We start from the raw sequence: 17,030 nt of genomic DNA, 5'->3' as shown, positions 1-17,030 counted from the left end.
GTGTTAGTCGTAAGTCACCCGCGGGTCGAGGTAGCCGTACGCGAGGTCCGCGAGGAAGTTCAGGAAGATGATGGTCGACGCGAGCACGATGAACGTCCCCTGCGCGACGGGGAAGTCGCGTCGGAGCACCGCGCGGACCATCTCCCGGCCGATACCGGGCCACGCGAACACCGTCTCGATGAGGACGCTCCCCCCGACGGCGTAGCCGAGGGCGATCGCCGCCGCGGTGATGATCGGCAGGAGGGCGTTGCGGGCGGCGTGTTTGAACATGATCGTCCGCTCTTTGAGTCCCTTCGCGCGACAGACGTCGATGAAGTCCTCGGAGAGCACCTCGAGCATGCTCGAGCGCATGATCAACAGCGGGTACCCCATGTAGTAGAAGGCGAGCACCGCCGCCGGGGCGATGAGGTGACGGACGAAGTCCATCGTGAACACCATATCGAGGAACCCAGTGCTCTGCCCGCCGGTGCCGAGACTGGTCATCCCGCTCATCGGGATAACGCCGAAGGTCGCGCCGAAGATCCACAGCACGATGAGGCCGACGTAGAACGTCGGCACGCTGCGGGCGGTCAGGGCGGTGATGACCGTGCTCCGCTCGAAGCGGGAGCCGCGGTACCACCCCGACAACACCCCGAGCGTGATGCCGATGGCGTACGCGATGACGAACGCCGTCAGCATGAGCACGAGCGTGTTCGGCAGGTACGTCGCGATGACGTCGGTGACCGGTTGGTTCGAGTGGAACGACTGGCCGAAGTTCAACACGACGAGGTTCTCGAGGAACCGGAAGTACTGGATGTACAACGGGTCGTTGAGTCCGTAGCTCTCGATGAGCTGTCTGCGGGCCTCCTGCGTCATCTGCGAGGAGATCACGTACGACGTCGGATCGCCGGGCATGAGCCTGAACAGCCCGAACAGGACCGTCCCGACGGCCCACAGCGTCACCACGAGCTGGAGCGTGCGCCTGACGACGAAACTAGCTTTTCCCATGTTACTTGCTCACTGGTATCACAGTTATTCGTTTAAACTTTGTGTCGATAAACCCGTGGAACGGCCGTTCGCTCTACTCAGGCGCCTGAATGGCGCCGTCGTCGTTCCACGTGTAGCCGGCCTCCTCGAGCCGGCTCCGGGCGGCGTCGATGCTCTCCTCGTACTCGGTGACGTCCTCGGTGTGGAGCGGCCCGAACGCCGGCGAGACGATGTTGAACCCGCGCTCCGGGAAGCCGAACAGGATCTGGTCGACGATGGCCGTCCGCGGGATGGCCTCGACCAGCGCCTTCCGCATCTGGACGTCGCCGAGTCCCTCCTGGCGCTCGTTGGGGGTGAACATCCAGAACGTCGGAGCGGTTTGGAACTGGGTCCCGATGTTCTCGTTGTCCTGGTTCTGGTCGAGCTGGCGGTCGATCCGGCCGAACGGCTCGTAGTTGAGCTCGCCGTTGATGAGGTTCTCCCACACCGTCGACGCCTCGGGGATGACGCGCCAGAAGCGCTCTTCGAAGCTGACGGGCGCGAAGTGGTCGTCGAACTTGACCATCCCGAACTCGCTGCCCTGCTCCCAGTAGTCGAACATCATCGGACCGCTCCCGACGGGCTCCTCGATGTTCGCCTGACTGGGGTTGTCCCGGTCGGCCCACATGTGCTCGGGGATGATCGGGATGAGGTTCGCGACCGCGAGGTTGAACGGCCCGAGCGGCTCGGCCATGTTGATCCGAACGGTCTCCTCGTCGACGACCTCCGCGCTGTCGATGTACTGCGACTGCGTGGAGTACAGCGGCACCTCGTTGTCATTGATGTAGTTGTACGTGAACGCGACGTCCTCGGCCGTGAGGTCCTCGCCGTCGTGCCACGAGTGGTCGGTCCGGATCGTGTACTCCATCGTGGTCTCGTCGACGCGGTTCCAGTCGGTCGCGAGGCTGACTTCCGGGTCCGGCTCGGCGTTGTTGTTGAGCTGGACCAGGAAGTCGTACATCATGTTGAACTGGTAGACGTGCTTGCTCTCGTCGTTGTGCCCGAGCACGTTCATCGTCGAGAGCGTCTCCGGCCAGTACCCCTTCAGGGTGCTCGTGTCGCCCTCCATCTCCAGGTTGATCATCGTCCAGTACGAGTTGAACCCGTTCGCGAGGTCCGCCTGCCAGTTGCTCACCTGGTTGCTGTTGAAGATGGCCGCCTGGGGCATCTGGGTAATGGGCATCGTCGGCACGTCGTCCATCAGGATCTGCTGGATCTCGTGACACTGGTCGATCCGGGTGTCGGCGTCCGGCTCGCCCAGGTAGTTGCCCATCAGCTCGTCGAGGTCGGGGTTCTCGTACCCCGAGTAGTTGCCCTCGCCGGGGTCGGTGTTCCCCGAGTTGAACAGGTTGTTCAGCTCGGTCACCGGCTCCGAGACGAAGAACGTGTGCCACGTCGCGAAGCTGTAGTTGTACTCCTGGGAGACGCGACTGAACAGCGTCCCCCACTCGAGCACGTCGACCTCCATGTCGAGGCCGAGCTCGTCACCGAACTGGCTCGCGATGAGGTTGATCGCGTCGTGTCGCGGTGGGTTGTAGCTCTGCGCGTTGTTGACGTAGGTGTACGTCGGGAGGTTACTTCCCTCGTTGCCGGCTTCGTCGCCGCCGTCGCTGCCGTCCTCGCTGCTGTCGTTGCCGTCGCCGCCGTCGCCGCCGTCGCCGCCGTCGCCGCCGCTACAGCCGGCGAGGGCCGTGAGACCGGCCGTACCGCCCGCAGTCGTCGCTTTCAGGAACTTGCGTCGATTAACGTCCTCGTCTGACAGGACCATGGAACGGCCTACCATTTCAGGAGATAGTATATAAATTTACGGCCCATCCGCTTCAGCAGTCTTTTATCCATATAACGTGGGAGACAATCGCCGTTTCCCCCTGTGAATGTACTGTTTTGGCCCCTATTTCTGAACCCACATATCCTCATGGTCGTTAATTATAAACAATCGAAACACCGAGCCCGCGTTCGATTCGGCCTCGTCTCCCGACCGCGCGGTGTTCGCCCGCGGAAGGCGGCGAAAGGGCCGGCCCGTCCGAGGGACCGGGGCGAACGGCCTCACTCCGACTCGACCAACAGCGGGTCGTCGTCGGGGACCGCCATGTCGAGTAGCACGTCGTTCTCGTACACCGCGGCGCGCTCGCGGCGGCTGAGGACGTATCCGTCGCGGTCGGCGGCGACTTCGGACTTCAGCTCGCCGTGCTGGTCGACGATTTCGGCGACGACGTCGCCCGCCTCGACGAAGTCGCCCTCCGTCGCCCGATAGCGGACGATCCCCGCGACGTCGGTGTGGGGACCGTCGAACCGCCTGAGGTCGCCGTCGCGGTCGAACGCGAACTCGGGGTGCCGGTCGGCGGGCCGGTCGACCATTTCGAGCGCGTGGAGGACGTTCCAGACGCCGTCGACGGCCGCCGCGACGACGTCGCGCTCGACGACGAGCCGGCCGCCGAGCTCCGGCGTGAACGCGAGGATCCCGTCGGCGACGGCCGCGCCGCTGAGCGAGTGCTGGAGATCGCGGGTCTCGGTCTCGTCCGGCGGGAACTGGTTGACGACCGGCAGCCCGAAGGCCTCCGTCAGTTCGATGAGCCGGTCGCGGAGCACCGCCGCGTCCGAGACGCTCCGGTCCTCGCCGTACGAGACCCGCGGCTGAATGGTGTATGGGTGGGTCGCGACCCACGAGGTGTGAAGCGAGACGAGCGCGTCGGCCGTCGCGCGGATGTCGTCGTATATCCGGTCGCAGATCACCTGTTGGACGCGCGGCGGCGTCTTCGAGCCGTCGTCACGACCGAAGTAGCGGTTGGGGTCGTCGCCGTGATAGGAGGACGTCCGGGAGGCGGTTCGGAACCCCGTGGGGTTCATCACCGGGAGACAGACGACCGCCCCCGCGAGCTCGGCGACGTCGACTCGCTCCGAGAGGTCGTGTATCACCGCCGTTCCGGTGGGCTCGTCGCCGTGGATCGTGCCCGTTACCCACACCGTCGGACCGGTCTCGCCGCCGTTGAGCACCGTCACCGGGAGGTCCTCGGACCCCCCGACCGGGAGCTCCGCCACCGTCCGGTGCCCGGTCGCCGTCTCGCCGGGGCCGGCCTCGGCCGTGCCGACCTTCATCGGTCTCCCCCGTCGTGCCCTCGGTGGTCGTCGTTTCGAGCGGTCATCACGTCGCTTCGAGTGGGCCCGGCACTATCAGTTTATGTGCTGACTTGTGCTCCGTCGGGCGAGCGGACAGACGCGACCGCGGCGCACGCCGGCGGGCGGAGGCGACCGCGGCGCGGACGAGACCGCCGGTCACTCACCGGGTCCACTCGCCCTCGTACAGCGTGGTTCCCTCGTGAGCGACCGTCGTCCGGACGCGACACTCCGACGGGGAGATCCGGCTCGTCGCGTCCACGAGGAACGTTCCGAGGTCGTTCTCGACGGTCATCCGGTGGGCGTTCCGGGCGTCGATCGACGCCGGATCGCCCCCGTCGACCGTCGCCTCGTGAGTCGACTCGGCGGCGAACGCTCCGTGCGGGAGGTCGACGCGCTGCTCGCTCGACTTGACGGCGCGGACCCCGTCCGAGACGTGCGTCCGCGACGTCTCCCACTCGGTCGATCCGGTCGCCCGCTCGGCGCGCGCGGAGATCCGTTCCTCGTCCGGTCCCGCCATCCGGATCGCGTCGGCGAACGCGGGGTCGGCCGCCGCGTGCCGGCGGCCGGGGAACCGCAGGCGAGACGGCGCGGCCGGGCTCGACCGAACCGTGGTCGGCTCGCCGAGCGACGGCCCGTCCGGTCCGGGAATCGCCGCCACCTCGGGGAAGAGCGCCGTCCCGACCGCGAGTCGGATCCGGTGACCCGCCTCGAACAGGTGCGACGTCGGCTCCAGCGCGACAGCGAGGTCCGTCTCCTCGTCCGTCGGCAGCGGGTCTCGAGAGTCCAGCCCGTCGCGGAAGGCGCCGCGGACCGCCCCGTGCGCGACCGTCCGACCCCGACCGGCGGGGTCGACGTCGACCAGTCGCACGACGACCGTCGGGTCCGGGACGGGAGATTCGATCCGGAGTTCGACCTCGCCCGTCCCGGTGAGCTCCACGGGCCGGTCGAGCGGGTCGGTGTCGAAGGCGAGCGTCCGCGCGTCGTCGTCGTTCGTGAGCGGCGGCGCGGTCGCCGCGCCGTACGGGTCGACGGAGGCGAGCCCGACGGTCGGGTCCGGCTCACAGGCGAACGCGGCCGCTTCCGAGAACTCGCGAGCCGTCGCGGTCGACCCGTCGAATTCGTCGTCCCCGTCGAGGACGTCGGCGCCGTCGGGAACGTCGGCGCCGTCGACCGCGAGCCCGTCCGGCGTGAGCGCGAACGCCATCCGGTCCGCGCCCCCGTCGCCGAGGGTCGGCCACGCGTCGAGCCCGCGCCAGACCCCGCGCGAGTCCCGCCGCCCTCCCGCTCGGTCCAGACCCGGTAGGGCGGGTGATCGAGGACGCCGGTGTCCTCGTCGCGCAGGAACCGGTCGAACCAGTCGGCCACCTGCCGGCGGAAGTCGACGGCCGACTCGCGGCCGCGGTGGGGCATCCGGTGGCGCCACGGGCCGAGCAGGACGCGGGTCGGCGCGTCGATCCGGTCGACGTACCGGAGCGTGTCTTCGGTGTAGGGGTCGCGCCAGCCGTCGACGGCGAGGACGGGCACGTCGATCCGCTCGACCGGTATCGCTTTGTCCGCCCAGTACTCCCCGTCGGGGCCGGCGTCGAGGAACTGGAACAGCCACGGGTCGCGGTCGTCGAGTTGACCGAGCCGTTCCAGCCACGCGTCGAGCGACGCCGGGTCGCCGGACGGATCCGAGGGCGGTTTCGCGTCGAGCGCCTGCATCAGCGTGAGCCAGTCCATCCCGATGGTGAGCAGCTCGAAGAGGCCGCCGTAGGTGTACGCGTTCCTGACCCCCTCGAACGGGGTGTGGATCGGGACGATCGCCTCGAGCGCGTCCGGGCGCTGCGCGGCGGCGTCGAGCGCGGTGATCCCGCCGTAGGACTTCCCGAACATCCCGACCTTCCCGGTCGTCCACGGGCGGTCGGCCAGCCAGTCGACGATCGCGGCCGGCTCTTCGCCCTCCCGGCGCGTGAACGGTTCGTCGATGAACCCCGTCGACCCGCCCGTGCCGACCATGTCGGCCGCGATAACCTCGTAGCCCCGGGCGGCGAGGTACCGGTTGAGCGGGTCGTACCCGCCGTACGTGATGCTGTCCTGTTGCGGGTACGGCACGTAGTTGAGGAGCGCCGGCGACGGACCGGGCTTGTCGACGGGCTCGTAGCGGGTCGCCGCGACGGTCTCGTCGCCGACGGGGATCCGGAGTCCCTCGTGGCGGGCGATCCGCCCGGTCACTGCAGCTCGTCGGCCCACGGCCACGGTCGGTCGTCGCCCCACGGCCAGGAGTCCGTCGCCTTCATCCCGACGTCGTGGCCCTCCGCTATCGTCTCCTCTTTCACCGACTCGGGGTCGCGGCCCGCGACCTCGCGGTCCGCCTCGGCCAGCTTCGCGACCCCCGCCGCGGACAGCACCGTCAGATCGCGTAAGTCCCGGACGTCGAGCTTGTCGAGGGTGTCGCCGTGCGTGTGGCCCCACCCCCGGCCGCTGTCCTCGGCGGTCGAGCGGCCCTGCGCCGCGGCGACGCCGCGCTGGGCGAACGGCCAGTGGTCGCTGTGCGGGCGGAGCCCGTCCTCGACCGCGATCGGCACGCCGAACTCGTCGCTCACCTCCGCGAACGCCTCGCCGATCTCCGGCGCGCCGTGGGGGTAGATCTCGAGGTCCCGCGAGTAGCCCGCGCCGTCCATGTTAACGACGCATTTCACGCGGTCGAGGTCGTGGGTGTGCGACCAGTAGTACGAGCCGTAGAGCCCGGTCTCCTCGGCCCCGAAGACGAGGAGCCGGACGCGCGTCTCGAGCTCGTCTTCGATCGACGCGAGCGCCCGGCCCACGCCGACGACGAGCGCCGACCCGAACCCGTTGTCGTTCGCGCCGACACCCACGTCGTGGGCGTCGACGTGCGCGGTGTACAACACCTCCTCGTCGGTGTCGGGGCCGACGACGGCCTCGACGTTCGCGGAGGTGGCCGGCTCGTTCCGCGCCTCGACCGAGAGCGTCGCCTCGACGCCGCGGTCCGCCTCGGCGTCGTCGCAGTGGCGCACGAGCCGGTCGCCGAGCTCCTTGCTCAGCCCGACGGCCGGGATCGGCCCCGGCCCGTTCGTGTGGCCGACGTCGCCGGTCGGCGGGAGCGCCCCCTCGATGTGGTTGTAGAACAGGAACCCCTCCGCGCCCGACTCGGCCGCGTAGTCGTACTTCTCGCTCCGGTGGACCCACCGGTCGTAGTCGTCGGGGGTGAGGCTCGACGCCATCGCGATGCATCCCGAGAGGTCGACGCCCTCGAAGTCCTCCGGGAGGCCGTGACCCATGTCGACGATACTCCCGGTGACCGTCCCCGACGGCGTGCCCGGAAGCTCGACGAGCTCGTGGCTCCCGTCGAACGTCGTCGATCGGCCGCCGCGATCGACGGTAAGGGAGGCCTCCCCGCGCCACCAGCCGGGGATCGGGAACGGCGTCGTCGAGACCTCGTCGAGCCCCGCGTCCTCGAACGCGTCGGCCACGAGCGACGCCCCCGCGGCCTCGCCCTCGTGGCCGGGCATCCGATCGCCGAGGTCTGCGAGGTCGCCGAGCAGCTCCCACGCGGTCGATTCCGTGTACGCGTCACCGACGGTCTCGGACGGCAGGGTTGTCATACGCTCCCACACACGTGCGTCTCGTATATGATTCCGCGGGGACGGCGGGAGGATTGCCGGGAGATCGCGGTCAGTCCGCGTCGCTCGCTCGGTCCACGAGCCCGCGGGCGGTCGCGAACAGCTCGTCGGCGTCGCTCTCGTCCCGCGCCTCGGCGGTGATCCGAACCAGCGGCTCGGTCCCGCTCGCTCGCACGAGGAACCAGCCCGCCTCCGTCTCCACTCGTATCCCGTCGAGCGCGGACACGTCGTCGAACTCCTCGCGGGCGAGGTCGGCGACGCGGTCGACCACGGCTCGCTTCTCGTCGAGTCGGATCGAGTCCCGCCGGATCGGGTACGACGGGAGGTCGTCGACGAGTCCGGCCAGCGACCCCGCCGCGCCGACCAGCGCGGCCAGCGTGCAGGCGGCGAGCGGGCCGTCGGGACAGCGCGTCCGGTCGGGCCAGATCCACGCGCCGCTGGGTTCGCCGCCGAACGCGACGTCCGGCTTCCGCGTCTCGGCGGCCACGTACGCGTCGCCGACGGGCGTGTACGTCACCTCGGCGCCGACCTCGGCGAGCGCGTCGGCGACGAAGAGGCTCGTGTCGACCGGCACCGCCACGCGGTCGCCCGCCTCGGCCTCACGCCGGGCGAACAGCGCGAGCAGCGCGTCCCCCGAGACGAATCGTCCGCGCTCGTCGATCGCCATCAGCCGGTCGGCGTCGCCGTCGTGGACGACCCCGAGGTCCGCGTCGGTCGCCTCGACGACCGCGCAGGCCGTCGCGCAGTTCTCGGCGGTCGGCTCGCTCGGCCGCCCCGGGAACCGACCGTCTCGCTGGGCGTTGAGCGTCTCCACGTCGCAGCCGGCCGCGTGGAGCGCGTCGGCGGTGACGCGCCCGACGCCGTTCCCGAGGTCGACGACGACGGCGAGGTCGTCCGGGAGCGCGACCGACTCCCGGAGGGCGCGCTCGTGGCGGTCCCGGGCGCCCTCCAGCCGGCGGTGGGACCCGAGGTTGTCCCACGCCGCGAACTCGAACGCCTCCGCCTCGACGATCTCCGCGATCCGGGCGTTCGCGTCCTCGTCGAACGCGCTGCCGTCCGCGCTCCAGAGCTTGATCCCGTTGTCGGGCGCCGGGTTGTGCGAGGCGGTGACGACGACGCCGGCGTCCGCGCCCTCGGCGACGACCGCGCGGGCGACGGTCGGCGTCGACTGGACGCCGACGTCGACGACGTCGCCGCCGCACTCGGTGATTCCGGCGGAGAGGGCGCGGCTCAGCGTTCGCCCGCTCGCGCGCGCGTCCCGACCGAGAACGACGGTTTCCGCGCCGTCCGTCGCGAGCGCGCGGCCGACGTCGAGCGCGAGGCTCGCGGTGATCTCGTCGCCGACGCGTCCACGGACGCCGCTCGTCCCGAACATACCGCGGTTTCACCGCCGGGCGAAAAGACGTTTCTGGTCCGATCCGGGGAACCGGGGCCTCGCACGCCGGGAGAGGGACCCTCAGAGCGCCCGCCCACGTTATGGGCGTCGGCGTCCATTCCCCGCTATGTCGTCACCTCCGTTTATCGACCCCGAATCGGGAGAGTTGGACGTCCGGGAGATCCGAGCGGAGGCGTTCCCCCTCGCGGGCCTCATCGCCCTCTTCGGCGGTGCGGCCCTGGTGTTGTTCCTGATCTCCCTGCTGGTCGGCGGGAGCTCCCTGCTCGTCGGATTCCTCACCGTCGTCTCGCAGTTCGTGATCGCCGTCGGCACCGGGATCACGCTGATGTACGTCGTCGCGCGGGGGATTCAGCTCGCGGACCGCTGAGCGCGAGCAATTGAACGCGGACCGCTGAACGCGGACCGCCGGGTGTGCCACGGACGTGCGCCGGTGAGGGGCTAGCCCAGCGCGACCTGAACGAGCGAGAGCGCCGCCGAAACGCCGCCAAAACGACGGCGGGCCGTCTCACTCGACGTTCGGTGCTTTCTCGTCCGTTCGGCCCGGGAGTTCCAGCTCGATCTCGAGTTCGGGCTCGCCGACGCCCTCGAGGTCGATCTCGAGTTCGACCGGCTCGCCGAACGAGAACGGGAGCTCCCACTCGTCGGTGCTGATCGTCAGTTCGTCCCCGTCGCGGAGCTGTTCGCCCAGCTCGATCAGGAACTCGCCCGCCTCGCTCGCGTCGAGCCGGTACTCCTGTTCGAAGTCGCGGCCCGTTCGAATGGTCGTGCGCTCGGTCTCGTCGGTGTCGGATTCGGTGTGTGACATGTGGGTGGTCCTCTCGAAAGACGTCGACGGTCACGTCGCTCGCATTCCCTCCGACCGCGGTTCCGGATCTCCGCGAGTATCGACGTTTCGAGGTTTGCGCGCGGCGAGACGTCGGGGACTCGTGTGCCTCTTGATCCGATGTCGGGGACCCCGTGCGTGTCGGAACCCGACGCCGGCTCGGAACAGGAGTGGGTATCAGTGACCGTCGGCGTATTTAGGCAGGCCTAAAGCAAAAGCGGTGTGGTTCGCGTCGCCGACGGCGGCCGCGTGGGTCGCCGGCCGGAAACGGGCGGGTTCGTCGAACGATTCGACCGTCGGCGTCGGAACGAGAGGTCCCGCCGAGCGTTACATGTAGCCGAGGTCGCGGAGCCGCTCCATCAGGTCCTCTTTGTCCTGAGCGCGGCCGGCGCGCTCGGTCGTCCCCTCGAGGTCTTGGAGCCACGCCGGTTCCTCGGTCGTCTTGTCCGTGGACACTTCGCTGCCGAGCGAGCGGAAGCCCGCGAAGTACTTCGGCGAGATGGGGACGTCTTCCTGGGTGACGCCCTCGGGGAGGTCCTCGGCCGAGTCGGGGACGTACCCCTCGTCGGGGAACGCCTCGACCGTGTCGGGGACGACGTAGTTCCAGAACGCCTCCCAGACGTCAGCCTCGGCGAACTGGAGGATGGGTTGGATGCGGTCGTGCGGCGGGAACAGCTCCGGGTCGTGGCGCGGCGAGAAGAACGTCTCGTCCGCGCGCGCCTCCTGTTCGTCCCACCGCACGCCCGAGATGACGCCGTCGATGTCGTACTCCTCGAGCGCGTCGTTGAGCGCGACCGTCTTCAGCAGGTGGTTACCCACGTACGTGTCCAACAGGAACGGGAACGACTCCTCCTCGTACTCGAGGATCTCGCGGATGTGGTGCTGGTTGTGCTCGGAGAGGGCGTCGACGGGGATGTCGTCGCCGGGTTCGAGCCCGTGGTCGTCAACGTAGGCGCCGACGTCCTCGTTGCGGGCGTACACTAGGTCGATCTCCCACTCGTCGGCCCAGCGCTCGACGAAGTCGGTGATCGAGTCGAAATGCTGGAAGTGGTCGATGAAGACGGCGGTCGGCTTCTCGTAGCCGTACTCCTCGGCCACCTGATTGATGAAGTACAGCGTCAGCGTCGAGTCCTTCCCGCCGGTCCACATCACCGCCGGGTTCTCGTACTGCTCGAGCCCCCGCCGCGTGACCTCGATCGCCTTCTCCAACTTGTGTTGCAACGACGGGTAGTCCGCCGGATCCTCGCCCTCGCCGTCGGTGTAATCGACGTCGACGCTCGCCGGGAAGTCATCGCTCATACGGGCTGAGTGTCAGTGCGAAGCGAAATAGGCCTTCTGAATCCGAACCGCGCCGTCGCTCCCGGCGATCGGGTCCCGCTCGGCGTAGCACAAGGGATATGTCGGCGGAACCGGACTACCGGGTCATGGGACTGTTCGACCGGCTGCGCGGCGACGACGACGAGCGCGTCGTCTTCCTCGGCATCGACGGCGTACCGTACGACCTCGTTCAGGAGCACCCCGACGTGTTCGAGAACCTGACCGACATCGCCGAGACGGGATCGGCCGGGCGCTTGGAGAGCATCGTACCGCCCGAGTCGAGCGCGTGCTGGCCGAGCCTCACGACCGGCGTGAACCCCGGCGAGACGGGCGTGTACGGCTTCCAAGACCGCGAGGTCGACTCCTACGAGACGTACGTCCCGATGGGGCGACACGTGAAGGCGACGCGGCTGTGGGACCGCGTCACCGACGCGGGCCGGGACGCGACCGTGCTCAACGTCCCGGTCACCTTCCCGCCGTCGACGCGGATCCAGCGACAGGTCTCCGGCTTCCTCTCGCCCGGGCTCGACGCGGCGGCGAGCGACGACGCGGTCGAGCGGGTGCTCGGAGACCGGGACTACCGCATCGACGTGAACGCGAAGCTCGGCCACGACGAGGACAAGAGCGAGTTCATCGAGAACGCTCACGCCACCCTCGACGCTCGACAGGACGTGTTCACCCACTACCTCGATCAGGACGACTGGGACCTGTTTTTCGGCGTGTTCATGAGCACCGACCGGGTCAATCACTTCCTGTTCGGCGACTACGCGAACGACGGGACGTACGGCGACGACTTCCTCGACTTCTACCGCACGCTCGACGGCTACATCGGCGAGATCCGCGACTCGCTCGACGACGACACGACGCTGATCGTCGCCTCCGACCACGGCTTCACCGAGCTGGAGTGGGAGGTGAACTGCAACGAGTTCCTCGCCGGCGAGGGGTGGCTCTCGTACGACGATGACGACCACGACTCGCTCGAAGACATCGACGACGAGGCGCGCGCGTACTCGCTCATCCCCGGGCGCTTCTACCTCAATCTCGAGGGCCGCGAACCCGAGGGCGTCGTCCCCGAGTCGGAGTACGAGGCGGTCCGCGATGAGCTCCGCGCCGACCTGGAGGGGCTCACCGGCCCCGACGGCCGGCAGGTGTGCAAGCGGATCGTGAACGGCGAGGACGCCTTCGACGGCGCCCACGACGAGATCGCGCCGGACCTCGTCGTCATCCCGGCGGACGGCTTCGACCTGAAGTCCGGCTTCGGCGGGAAAGAGGCCGTCTTCACCGAGGGGCCGCGCAACGGGATGCACAAGTTCGAGAACTCGCTTCTGTACACGACTGACCCCGACGTCGACGTCGCGGGCTCGAACCTCTTCGACGTCGCGCCGACGATTCTGGACCTGATGGACGTCGACGCCGACGCCGACTTCGACGGCGAGAGCCTCATCGCGGAGTAGACCGTCACCCTCGCGGGCGCGCCGACGGGGCCGCCGCCGGGCTCGGTTCCGGTTTCGCCGCCCACCTCACCCGAGCAGCGACCAGCGCTCGCCCGGTGCGGCCCGGAACCCGTACAGATCCGCGTCGTCGACGACGATCAACCGCCCCCCGACCGCGAACAGCTCCTCAACGCGGACGCCCTCGGGGAGGGGGGCTGACCAGCGACCGTCCCCGTCGGCGCCGACCGCGACGATCGCGGGTCTCGACTCGACCCCGTCTCCGCCCGATTCCTCGCCGACGCCGTAGATTCCGCGATCGTCGACGGCCGTCGGGCGGGAGGCCGGGAGGCCGGCGTGCTCCCACGCGACCTCGCCGGCAGCGACGTCGAGCGCCCGGACGACCTCGCCGCGGTGGAGGTACACGCGCCGCCCGGCGCCGTCGTCCCCGCTCGTTTCGCCGTCGTCCCCGCTCGCCCCGCCGACGGGCGGGCGCTCGTTCGGCGCCGGCACGTCCAACGCGAACCGCGGGTCGAGGTCGCGGTCGAACCCGCGCACCGACGGCCCGCCGTCGGCGGCGACCACGACGGCGTCGTCGACGACGGTGAGCCAGTCGACGCCGGCCTCGAGCGACCGGGTCGCCGACCGCTCGCCGGCCGCGTCGAACCGGGCGATCCGGGCGCCCTCCGAGTCGCCCTCGTCGAGGGCGACCCAAACGGCGTCCCCGTCGACCGCGACGCGGTCGGGGGAGAGCGAGCGCGGCGACCCGTCGCCCGCGTCGGGCCACGCCTCTGCCACCGCGAAGGCGCGATCGCCGGAGCCGGCGTCGAGGACCACCGCGTCGTCACGCGTGACGGCGACCGCGAGACGCCCGCCCGCGCGGACGGCGTCGACGGTCACCGCGGGCGCGTCGCCGGTCGCACCGTCGTCGTCATCGGTCGCACCGTCGTCGTCATCGGTCGCACCGTCGTCGTCGCCGGTCCCGCCGTCGGCGCTCTCGGCGATCGCGTCGGTCCGCCAGCGGACGGGGTCTGGCTCGTCGGCCTCGTCGCCGCCGCTGTCGGCGGTGTCGACCGTCGGGTCGTCGAGGTCGAGCGCGGCGCGCTCGCGGTCGATCGCGGTGACGCGGCCGCCCTCGACGGGGACGAACACCGACGTCTCGGTGACGGCCGGGACGCCCGTCGCCTGTCGGTCGGTCTCCGCCTCGAGCCGGGCGTCGCCGGCCGGGTCGAGGCCGGTCACCTCGGCGTTCTCGTAGTCGCGCCACGCGTCCTCCTCGAAGTCGAACGTCCGTCCCGACTGGTTCCGGACGACGAACAGCCGGTCGCCCGCGGGGCGGAACCACCGGTCGCCGGCGCCGAACATCCCGCCGCCCCCGAGCGACGACTCCCACGCGAGGTCGCCGCCGCCGGGGCGGTAGCCGCAGCCGGCGAGCGCGCCCGCGAGACCGACGCCGGCGGTCGCGAGGAACCGGCGCCGTGAGGGGTGTCCGGGGGAGCCACGCCCCGTCACGCGGCCTCACCCGCGCGCTCGCGGAGCCGCCGGACCCGCTCGCGGGTCGGGGGATGGGTCTCCGGGAACACGTCGGTGCTCACCAGCTCCTCGTCGCCGAACGCGCGGCTCTCCAGCGGCGCGACGTACAGCGACTCGGCGCCGCCGTCGAACTCGCGGAGGTCGCGTTCGGGCACCGCCGGCATCGATTCGTCGAGCGTCTCCAGCGCGCTCGCGAGCGCCGCCGGCGACCCCGTGATCTCGGCGGCCGCGCCGTCGGCCGCGTACTCGCGGTACCGCGAGAGCACCCGGTGAATGAGGACGCTCCCGAACCAGAACATCGCCGAGACGGTGAGCGTGAGGACCGCGCTCACCGTGATCACGACGATCCCGACCGCGAGCGCCCGGCCGTCGCGGTTCCCGCCCGACCCGCCGCCGCCGACGCTGAGGAATCGGAACAGGCCGTAGAGGACGTAGAAGGCGAGCACGGCGAGGTAGTAGGTGACGGTCGGGAGCACCCACGCGACGGTCATCAGACTGGCGTCGCGGTTCGCGAGGTGCGCGAGCTCGTGGGCCACCACGGCGTCGCGCTCGTCGTCGTCGAGCGCCTCCAACAGCGCGGTCGTGACGACGACAGTGCCGTTCCCGGGCGTCCCGACCGCGAAGGCGTTCGGCAGCTCGGTCCGCGCGACCGCCACGTCCGGCTTCGGGACGTCCGCCTGCGCGGCCAGCCGCGTGACGGCGGCGTGGAGCTCCGGGTACTCGTCGGGCGACACCCGCCGCCCGCCGACGGAGCGGAGGACGGTCCGCGGGCCGTACCGGTACTGGACCGCGAGTCCGACGAGGACGACGACCGTCAGGAGGACGGGGTCGACGTAGAACTCGCCCGTGTACGGGCGCTCGTTCGCCCACTCCAACAGGGGGAGCCCGACCGCGTTGATCAGGAAGACGAACGCGTAGACGAACGCGAACGGGAGCGCGATCACCAGTCCGGTCGCGATCGCCATCCGGAGGCGGAGCCGCTGGTCTCGGTCGAGCCGGTTCGACGGGGCGAGCGCGCGGAGGGGACGGAGGAGGTCGGCGATGGAGGGCGACATCGTATGCGACGGCCGCGTAAGACTGCCGCCGGCTTAAATCTGCTCGGTCGGCGTCGAACACCGCATACAGAGCACGTCGGTGCCGGCCCAGTTGACGTCGTTCGATCCGCAGCTCGGACACCGGTGCGTCTCGTTGCCGTACTCGGTCGTGCCCCGCGGCGCCGCGAGGTGGCCGTCCGCGACCGCCTTCTCGACGAGGCCGGCGAAGCGCTGCTTTTTGATCCGGGCGCGGTGCGCGAGGAAGTCGCCCGCCCTGGCGGGGTCCGACCCGTGGAGGTCCTCCCACTGGATCGCGATCTCGCCGTTCGCCTGCCCGCGGGCGACCTGCTTGATCGTCGCCGCCGCGGCGCCGAACAGCGGGGTCGTCGCGAGCGCCTGCGGCGAGTCGATCGCGTCGCCGGCGGTCGCGTACCGCTCCGCGGCGTCGTCGTAGGCCTCCGCGGCGCCGTCGAGTCCGCCGGCGACGCGGAAGTCGGCGACGAACTCCCCGAGGCAGGCCGTCTGCCCGGGCGCGTCGAGGACGCGCTGGAAGTCGCGCGTCGCGGCGATCCCCTCGACCGCTCGCTGGGTGGCGCGGCCGTCGACGCCCGCGACCCGGTACGCGACGGTCGCGGCGAGCAGCTGTTGGAGCCCCTGGCCGATCCACCCCTTCTCGTCCGGCGCGAACGGGTCGAGGTCCTCGCGCGGGTCGGCGAGCACGCGCCGCCCGCCGCGCGTGTATCGGTCGCCGGCGCGCTCGTACTCGCGGACCGCGAGCGCGTCCACCGCCGCGTCGTGGTGGCCGCCGTCCTGCGTGTTCATACCGATCCCACGTGCGCCACGGGATTATCGCTGGCGGTCGTCGAGCCGCCGCGCGGCGGGGTCGGACTCACGCCGGCGCGGCGCCGGGGCTGACCGCCTCGTAGAACGCGACCGAGTAGGTCGCGTAGAACGCGGCGAACGCGCTCGTCAGCAGGAGGTAGCCGACGCCGGCCGCGGCGATCACGGGCAGGGTCGGCTCGACCCCCGCCAAGTCGGCGAACGGCGTGCCGGGCATCCCCGCGGACTGGGGACCGAGGACGACCGAGGCCGCCGCGGCCAGCGTCCCGAGATCGACGCTCCCGACGAGGAGAATCAGCGTGTAGCCGGCGACGCTCAGGAGGTTCGACCGGACGAGCCCCACGCTGCGCCGGAACCCGTCGACGAGCTCCGCGTCGTCGAGGACGACCGCGTGGGCGTAGAACTGGACGGCGAAGGTGACGAGGAGGTACGCGAGGAGGAACCCGCCTCCGACGACCGCGAGGAGCGCGAGCAGCGTCGGGTCGACGCCGACGCCCGGCGCGTCCGCGGGCATCGACGCGTGGCCGCCGATCACGGCGATCAGTCCGCCCACGAACGCGACGAACCCGAAGACGAGGTTGATCGCGAGCAGGACGAAGTAGCCGAGCAGCAGCGACACGTAGTTCGCCTTCCCCTCGGCGACCAGCGTCCCGAGGCCGGTCCGTCCCGCGACGGCCTCGCTCGCCACGCCGAGCAGCCCGCCCTGGACGAACGGGAGCACGAGAACGAACGCGGCGAAGGTCGCGAGCGAGACGCCCGCCGACAGGATCGGTCGCGTCGGCGGAACGAGGAGGTTCGGGGCCTGCGCGAGCCCGTACAGCGCCGTGACGAGCAGGAGGACCGGGTTGCGAACGATACCACCGACTGCCGGACGGAGGGCGTGGAGGGCCGCCATGGCCTCACGTTTCGGTC

14 protein-coding genes and 1 pseudogene are annotated in these 17,030 nt (G+C 70.3%); 2 read left to right on the top strand and 13 right to left on the bottom strand.

Translation table 11 applies throughout. The features are described from left to right. Positions 1-3: 3 nt before the first annotated feature. The 7 genes and pseudogenes from DJ82_RS10940 to glmM all read right to left on the bottom strand — a co-directional run bounded on the left by DJ82_RS10940 (position 4) and on the right by glmM (position 9,120). Positions 4-987 (bottom strand): ABC transporter permease, encoded by a 984-nt coding sequence (locus tag DJ82_RS10940; RefSeq protein WP_094523997.1) that lies wholly within the window; start codon positions 985-987, stop codon positions 4-6. Positions 988-1,060: 73 nt separating this feature from the next. Continuing rightward, positions 1,061-2,773: an ABC transporter substrate-binding protein gene (locus tag DJ82_RS10935; RefSeq protein ID WP_094581793.1), complete on the bottom strand. Its 1,713-nt coding sequence runs from the start codon at positions 2,771-2,773 to the stop codon at positions 1,061-1,063. Between the two features lie 278 nt (positions 2,774-3,051). Continuing rightward, on the bottom strand, positions 3,052-4,101 hold the full coding sequence (locus DJ82_RS10930) for a succinylglutamate desuccinylase/aspartoacylase family protein (RefSeq protein ID WP_094558582.1): 1,050 nt from the start codon (positions 4,099-4,101) through the stop codon (positions 3,052-3,054). 181 nt (positions 4,102-4,282) lie between these two features. Continuing rightward, positions 4,283-5,326: a CocE/NonD family hydrolase gene (locus DJ82_RS10925; RefSeq protein ID WP_094581792.1), complete on the bottom strand. Its 1,044-nt coding sequence runs from the start codon at positions 5,324-5,326 to the stop codon at positions 4,283-4,285. 98 nt (positions 5,327-5,424) lie between these two features. Next, positions 5,425-6,336, bottom strand: a pseudogene (locus DJ82_RS15735) (CocE/NonD family hydrolase); the annotation flags it as partial. Beyond that, positions 6,333-7,727, bottom strand: coding sequence for a M28 family metallopeptidase (locus DJ82_RS10915; RefSeq protein ID WP_094581791.1), 1,395 nt, complete (start codon positions 7,725-7,727; stop codon positions 6,333-6,335). The pseudogene DJ82_RS15735 and the gene DJ82_RS10915, both read right to left, overlap by 4 nt. Positions 7,728-7,797: 70 nt before the next feature. Continuing rightward, positions 7,798-9,120, bottom strand: coding sequence for a phosphoglucosamine mutase (gene glmM, locus DJ82_RS10910; RefSeq protein ID WP_094581790.1), 1,323 nt, complete (start codon positions 9,118-9,120; stop codon positions 7,798-7,800). A 127-nt stretch (positions 9,121-9,247) separates the two neighbouring features. On the opposite strand from glmM, the gene DJ82_RS10905 reads away from it, so the two are divergent. Next, a complete protein-coding gene (locus tag DJ82_RS10905; protein WP_094523991.1) occupies positions 9,248-9,508 on the top strand; it encodes a hypothetical protein in 261 nt (86 codons plus the stop codon). 138 nt (positions 9,509-9,646) lie between these two features. On the opposite strand, the gene DJ82_RS10900 is transcribed toward DJ82_RS10905, so the two are convergent. Next, entirely contained in the window at positions 9,647-9,946 is a 300-nt protein-coding gene (locus DJ82_RS10900) for an amphi-Trp domain-containing protein (RefSeq protein ID WP_094581789.1), read from the bottom strand. Positions 9,947-10,291: 345 nt separating this feature from the next. Next, positions 10,292-11,263, bottom strand: coding sequence for a phosphoadenosine phosphosulfate reductase family protein (locus DJ82_RS10895; RefSeq protein ID WP_094581788.1), 972 nt, complete (start codon positions 11,261-11,263; stop codon positions 10,292-10,294). A gap of 125 nt (positions 11,264-11,388) precedes the next feature. On the opposite strand from DJ82_RS10895, the gene DJ82_RS10890 reads away from it, so the two are divergent. Continuing rightward, on the top strand, positions 11,389-12,735 hold the full coding sequence (locus DJ82_RS10890) for an alkaline phosphatase family protein (protein ID WP_094558575.1): 1,347 nt from the start codon (positions 11,389-11,391) through the stop codon (positions 12,733-12,735). A 66-nt stretch (positions 12,736-12,801) separates the two neighbouring features. Here DJ82_RS10890 and DJ82_RS14815 read toward each other — a convergent pair whose 3' ends face one another. The 4 genes from DJ82_RS14815 to DJ82_RS10870 form a co-directional block, all read right to left on the bottom strand. Further along, the gene (locus DJ82_RS14815; RefSeq protein ID WP_094581787.1) at positions 12,802-14,223 is read right to left on the bottom strand and encodes a hypothetical protein; all 1,422 of its coding nucleotides are present in this window, start codon (positions 14,221-14,223) and stop codon (positions 12,802-12,804) included. Then, positions 14,220-15,299 (bottom strand): M48 family metalloprotease, encoded by a 1,080-nt coding sequence (locus tag DJ82_RS10880; protein WP_094581786.1) that lies wholly within the window; start codon positions 15,297-15,299, stop codon positions 14,220-14,222. Before DJ82_RS10880 ends, DJ82_RS14815 begins: the two co-directional genes overlap by 4 nt. A 33-nt stretch (positions 15,300-15,332) precedes the next feature. Continuing rightward, the gene (locus DJ82_RS10875) at positions 15,333-16,100 is read right to left on the bottom strand and encodes a hypothetical protein (RefSeq protein WP_094581785.1); all 768 of its coding nucleotides are present in this window, start codon (positions 16,098-16,100) and stop codon (positions 15,333-15,335) included. Positions 16,101-16,167: 67 nt separating this feature from the next. Further along, the gene (locus tag DJ82_RS10870) at positions 16,168-17,013 is read right to left on the bottom strand and encodes a hypothetical protein (RefSeq protein WP_094581784.1); all 846 of its coding nucleotides are present in this window, start codon (positions 17,011-17,013) and stop codon (positions 16,168-16,170) included. Positions 17,014-17,030: the final 17 nt, after the last annotated feature.

It is taken from the genome of Halorubrum sp. Ib24 (assembly GCF_002252745.1).
Taxonomy (GTDB): domain Archaea; phylum Halobacteriota; class Halobacteria; order Halobacteriales; family Haloferacaceae; genus Halorubrum.
The sequence above is the reverse complement of the archived record's forward strand: the minus strand, read 5'-3'. Positions and strand labels throughout refer to the sequence as shown.

Coding starts and splice junctions, on each gene's coding strand:
- DJ82_RS10940 (WP_094523997.1), bottom strand. CDS start 987: ATGGGAAAAGCTAGTTTCGTCGTCAGGCGCACGCTCCAGCTCGTGGTG.
- DJ82_RS10935 (WP_094581793.1), bottom strand. CDS start 2,773: ATGGTCCTGTCAGACGAGGACGTTAATCGACGCAAGTTCCTGAAAGCG.
- DJ82_RS10930 (WP_094558582.1), bottom strand. CDS start 4,101: ATGAAGGTCGGCACGGCCGAGGCCGGCCCCGGCGAGACGGCGACCGGG.
- DJ82_RS10925 (WP_094581792.1), bottom strand. CDS start 5,326: ATGGCGTTCGCGCTCACGCCGGACGGGCTCGCGGTCGACGGCGCCGAC.
- DJ82_RS10915 (WP_094581791.1), bottom strand. CDS start 7,727: ATGACAACCCTGCCGTCCGAGACCGTCGGTGACGCGTACACGGAATCG.
- glmM (WP_094581790.1), bottom strand. CDS start 9,120: ATGTTCGGGACGAGCGGCGTCCGTGGACGCGTCGGCGACGAGATCACC.
- DJ82_RS10905 (WP_094523991.1), top strand. CDS start 9,248: ATGTCGTCACCTCCGTTTATCGACCCCGAATCGGGAGAGTTGGACGTC.
- DJ82_RS10900 (WP_094581789.1), bottom strand. CDS start 9,946: ATGTCACACACCGAATCCGACACCGACGAGACCGAGCGCACGACCATT.
- DJ82_RS10895 (WP_094581788.1), bottom strand. CDS start 11,263: ATGAGCGATGACTTCCCGGCGAGCGTCGACGTCGATTACACCGACGGC.
- DJ82_RS10890 (WP_094558575.1), top strand. CDS start 11,389: ATGGGACTGTTCGACCGGCTGCGCGGCGACGACGACGAGCGCGTCGTC.
- DJ82_RS10880 (WP_094581786.1), bottom strand. CDS start 15,299: ATGTCGCCCTCCATCGCCGACCTCCTCCGTCCCCTCCGCGCGCTCGCC.
- DJ82_RS10875 (WP_094581785.1), bottom strand. CDS start 16,100: ATGAACACGCAGGACGGCGGCCACCACGACGCGGCGGTGGACGCGCTC.
- DJ82_RS10870 (WP_094581784.1), bottom strand. CDS start 17,013: ATGGCGGCCCTCCACGCCCTCCGTCCGGCAGTCGGTGGTATCGTTCGC.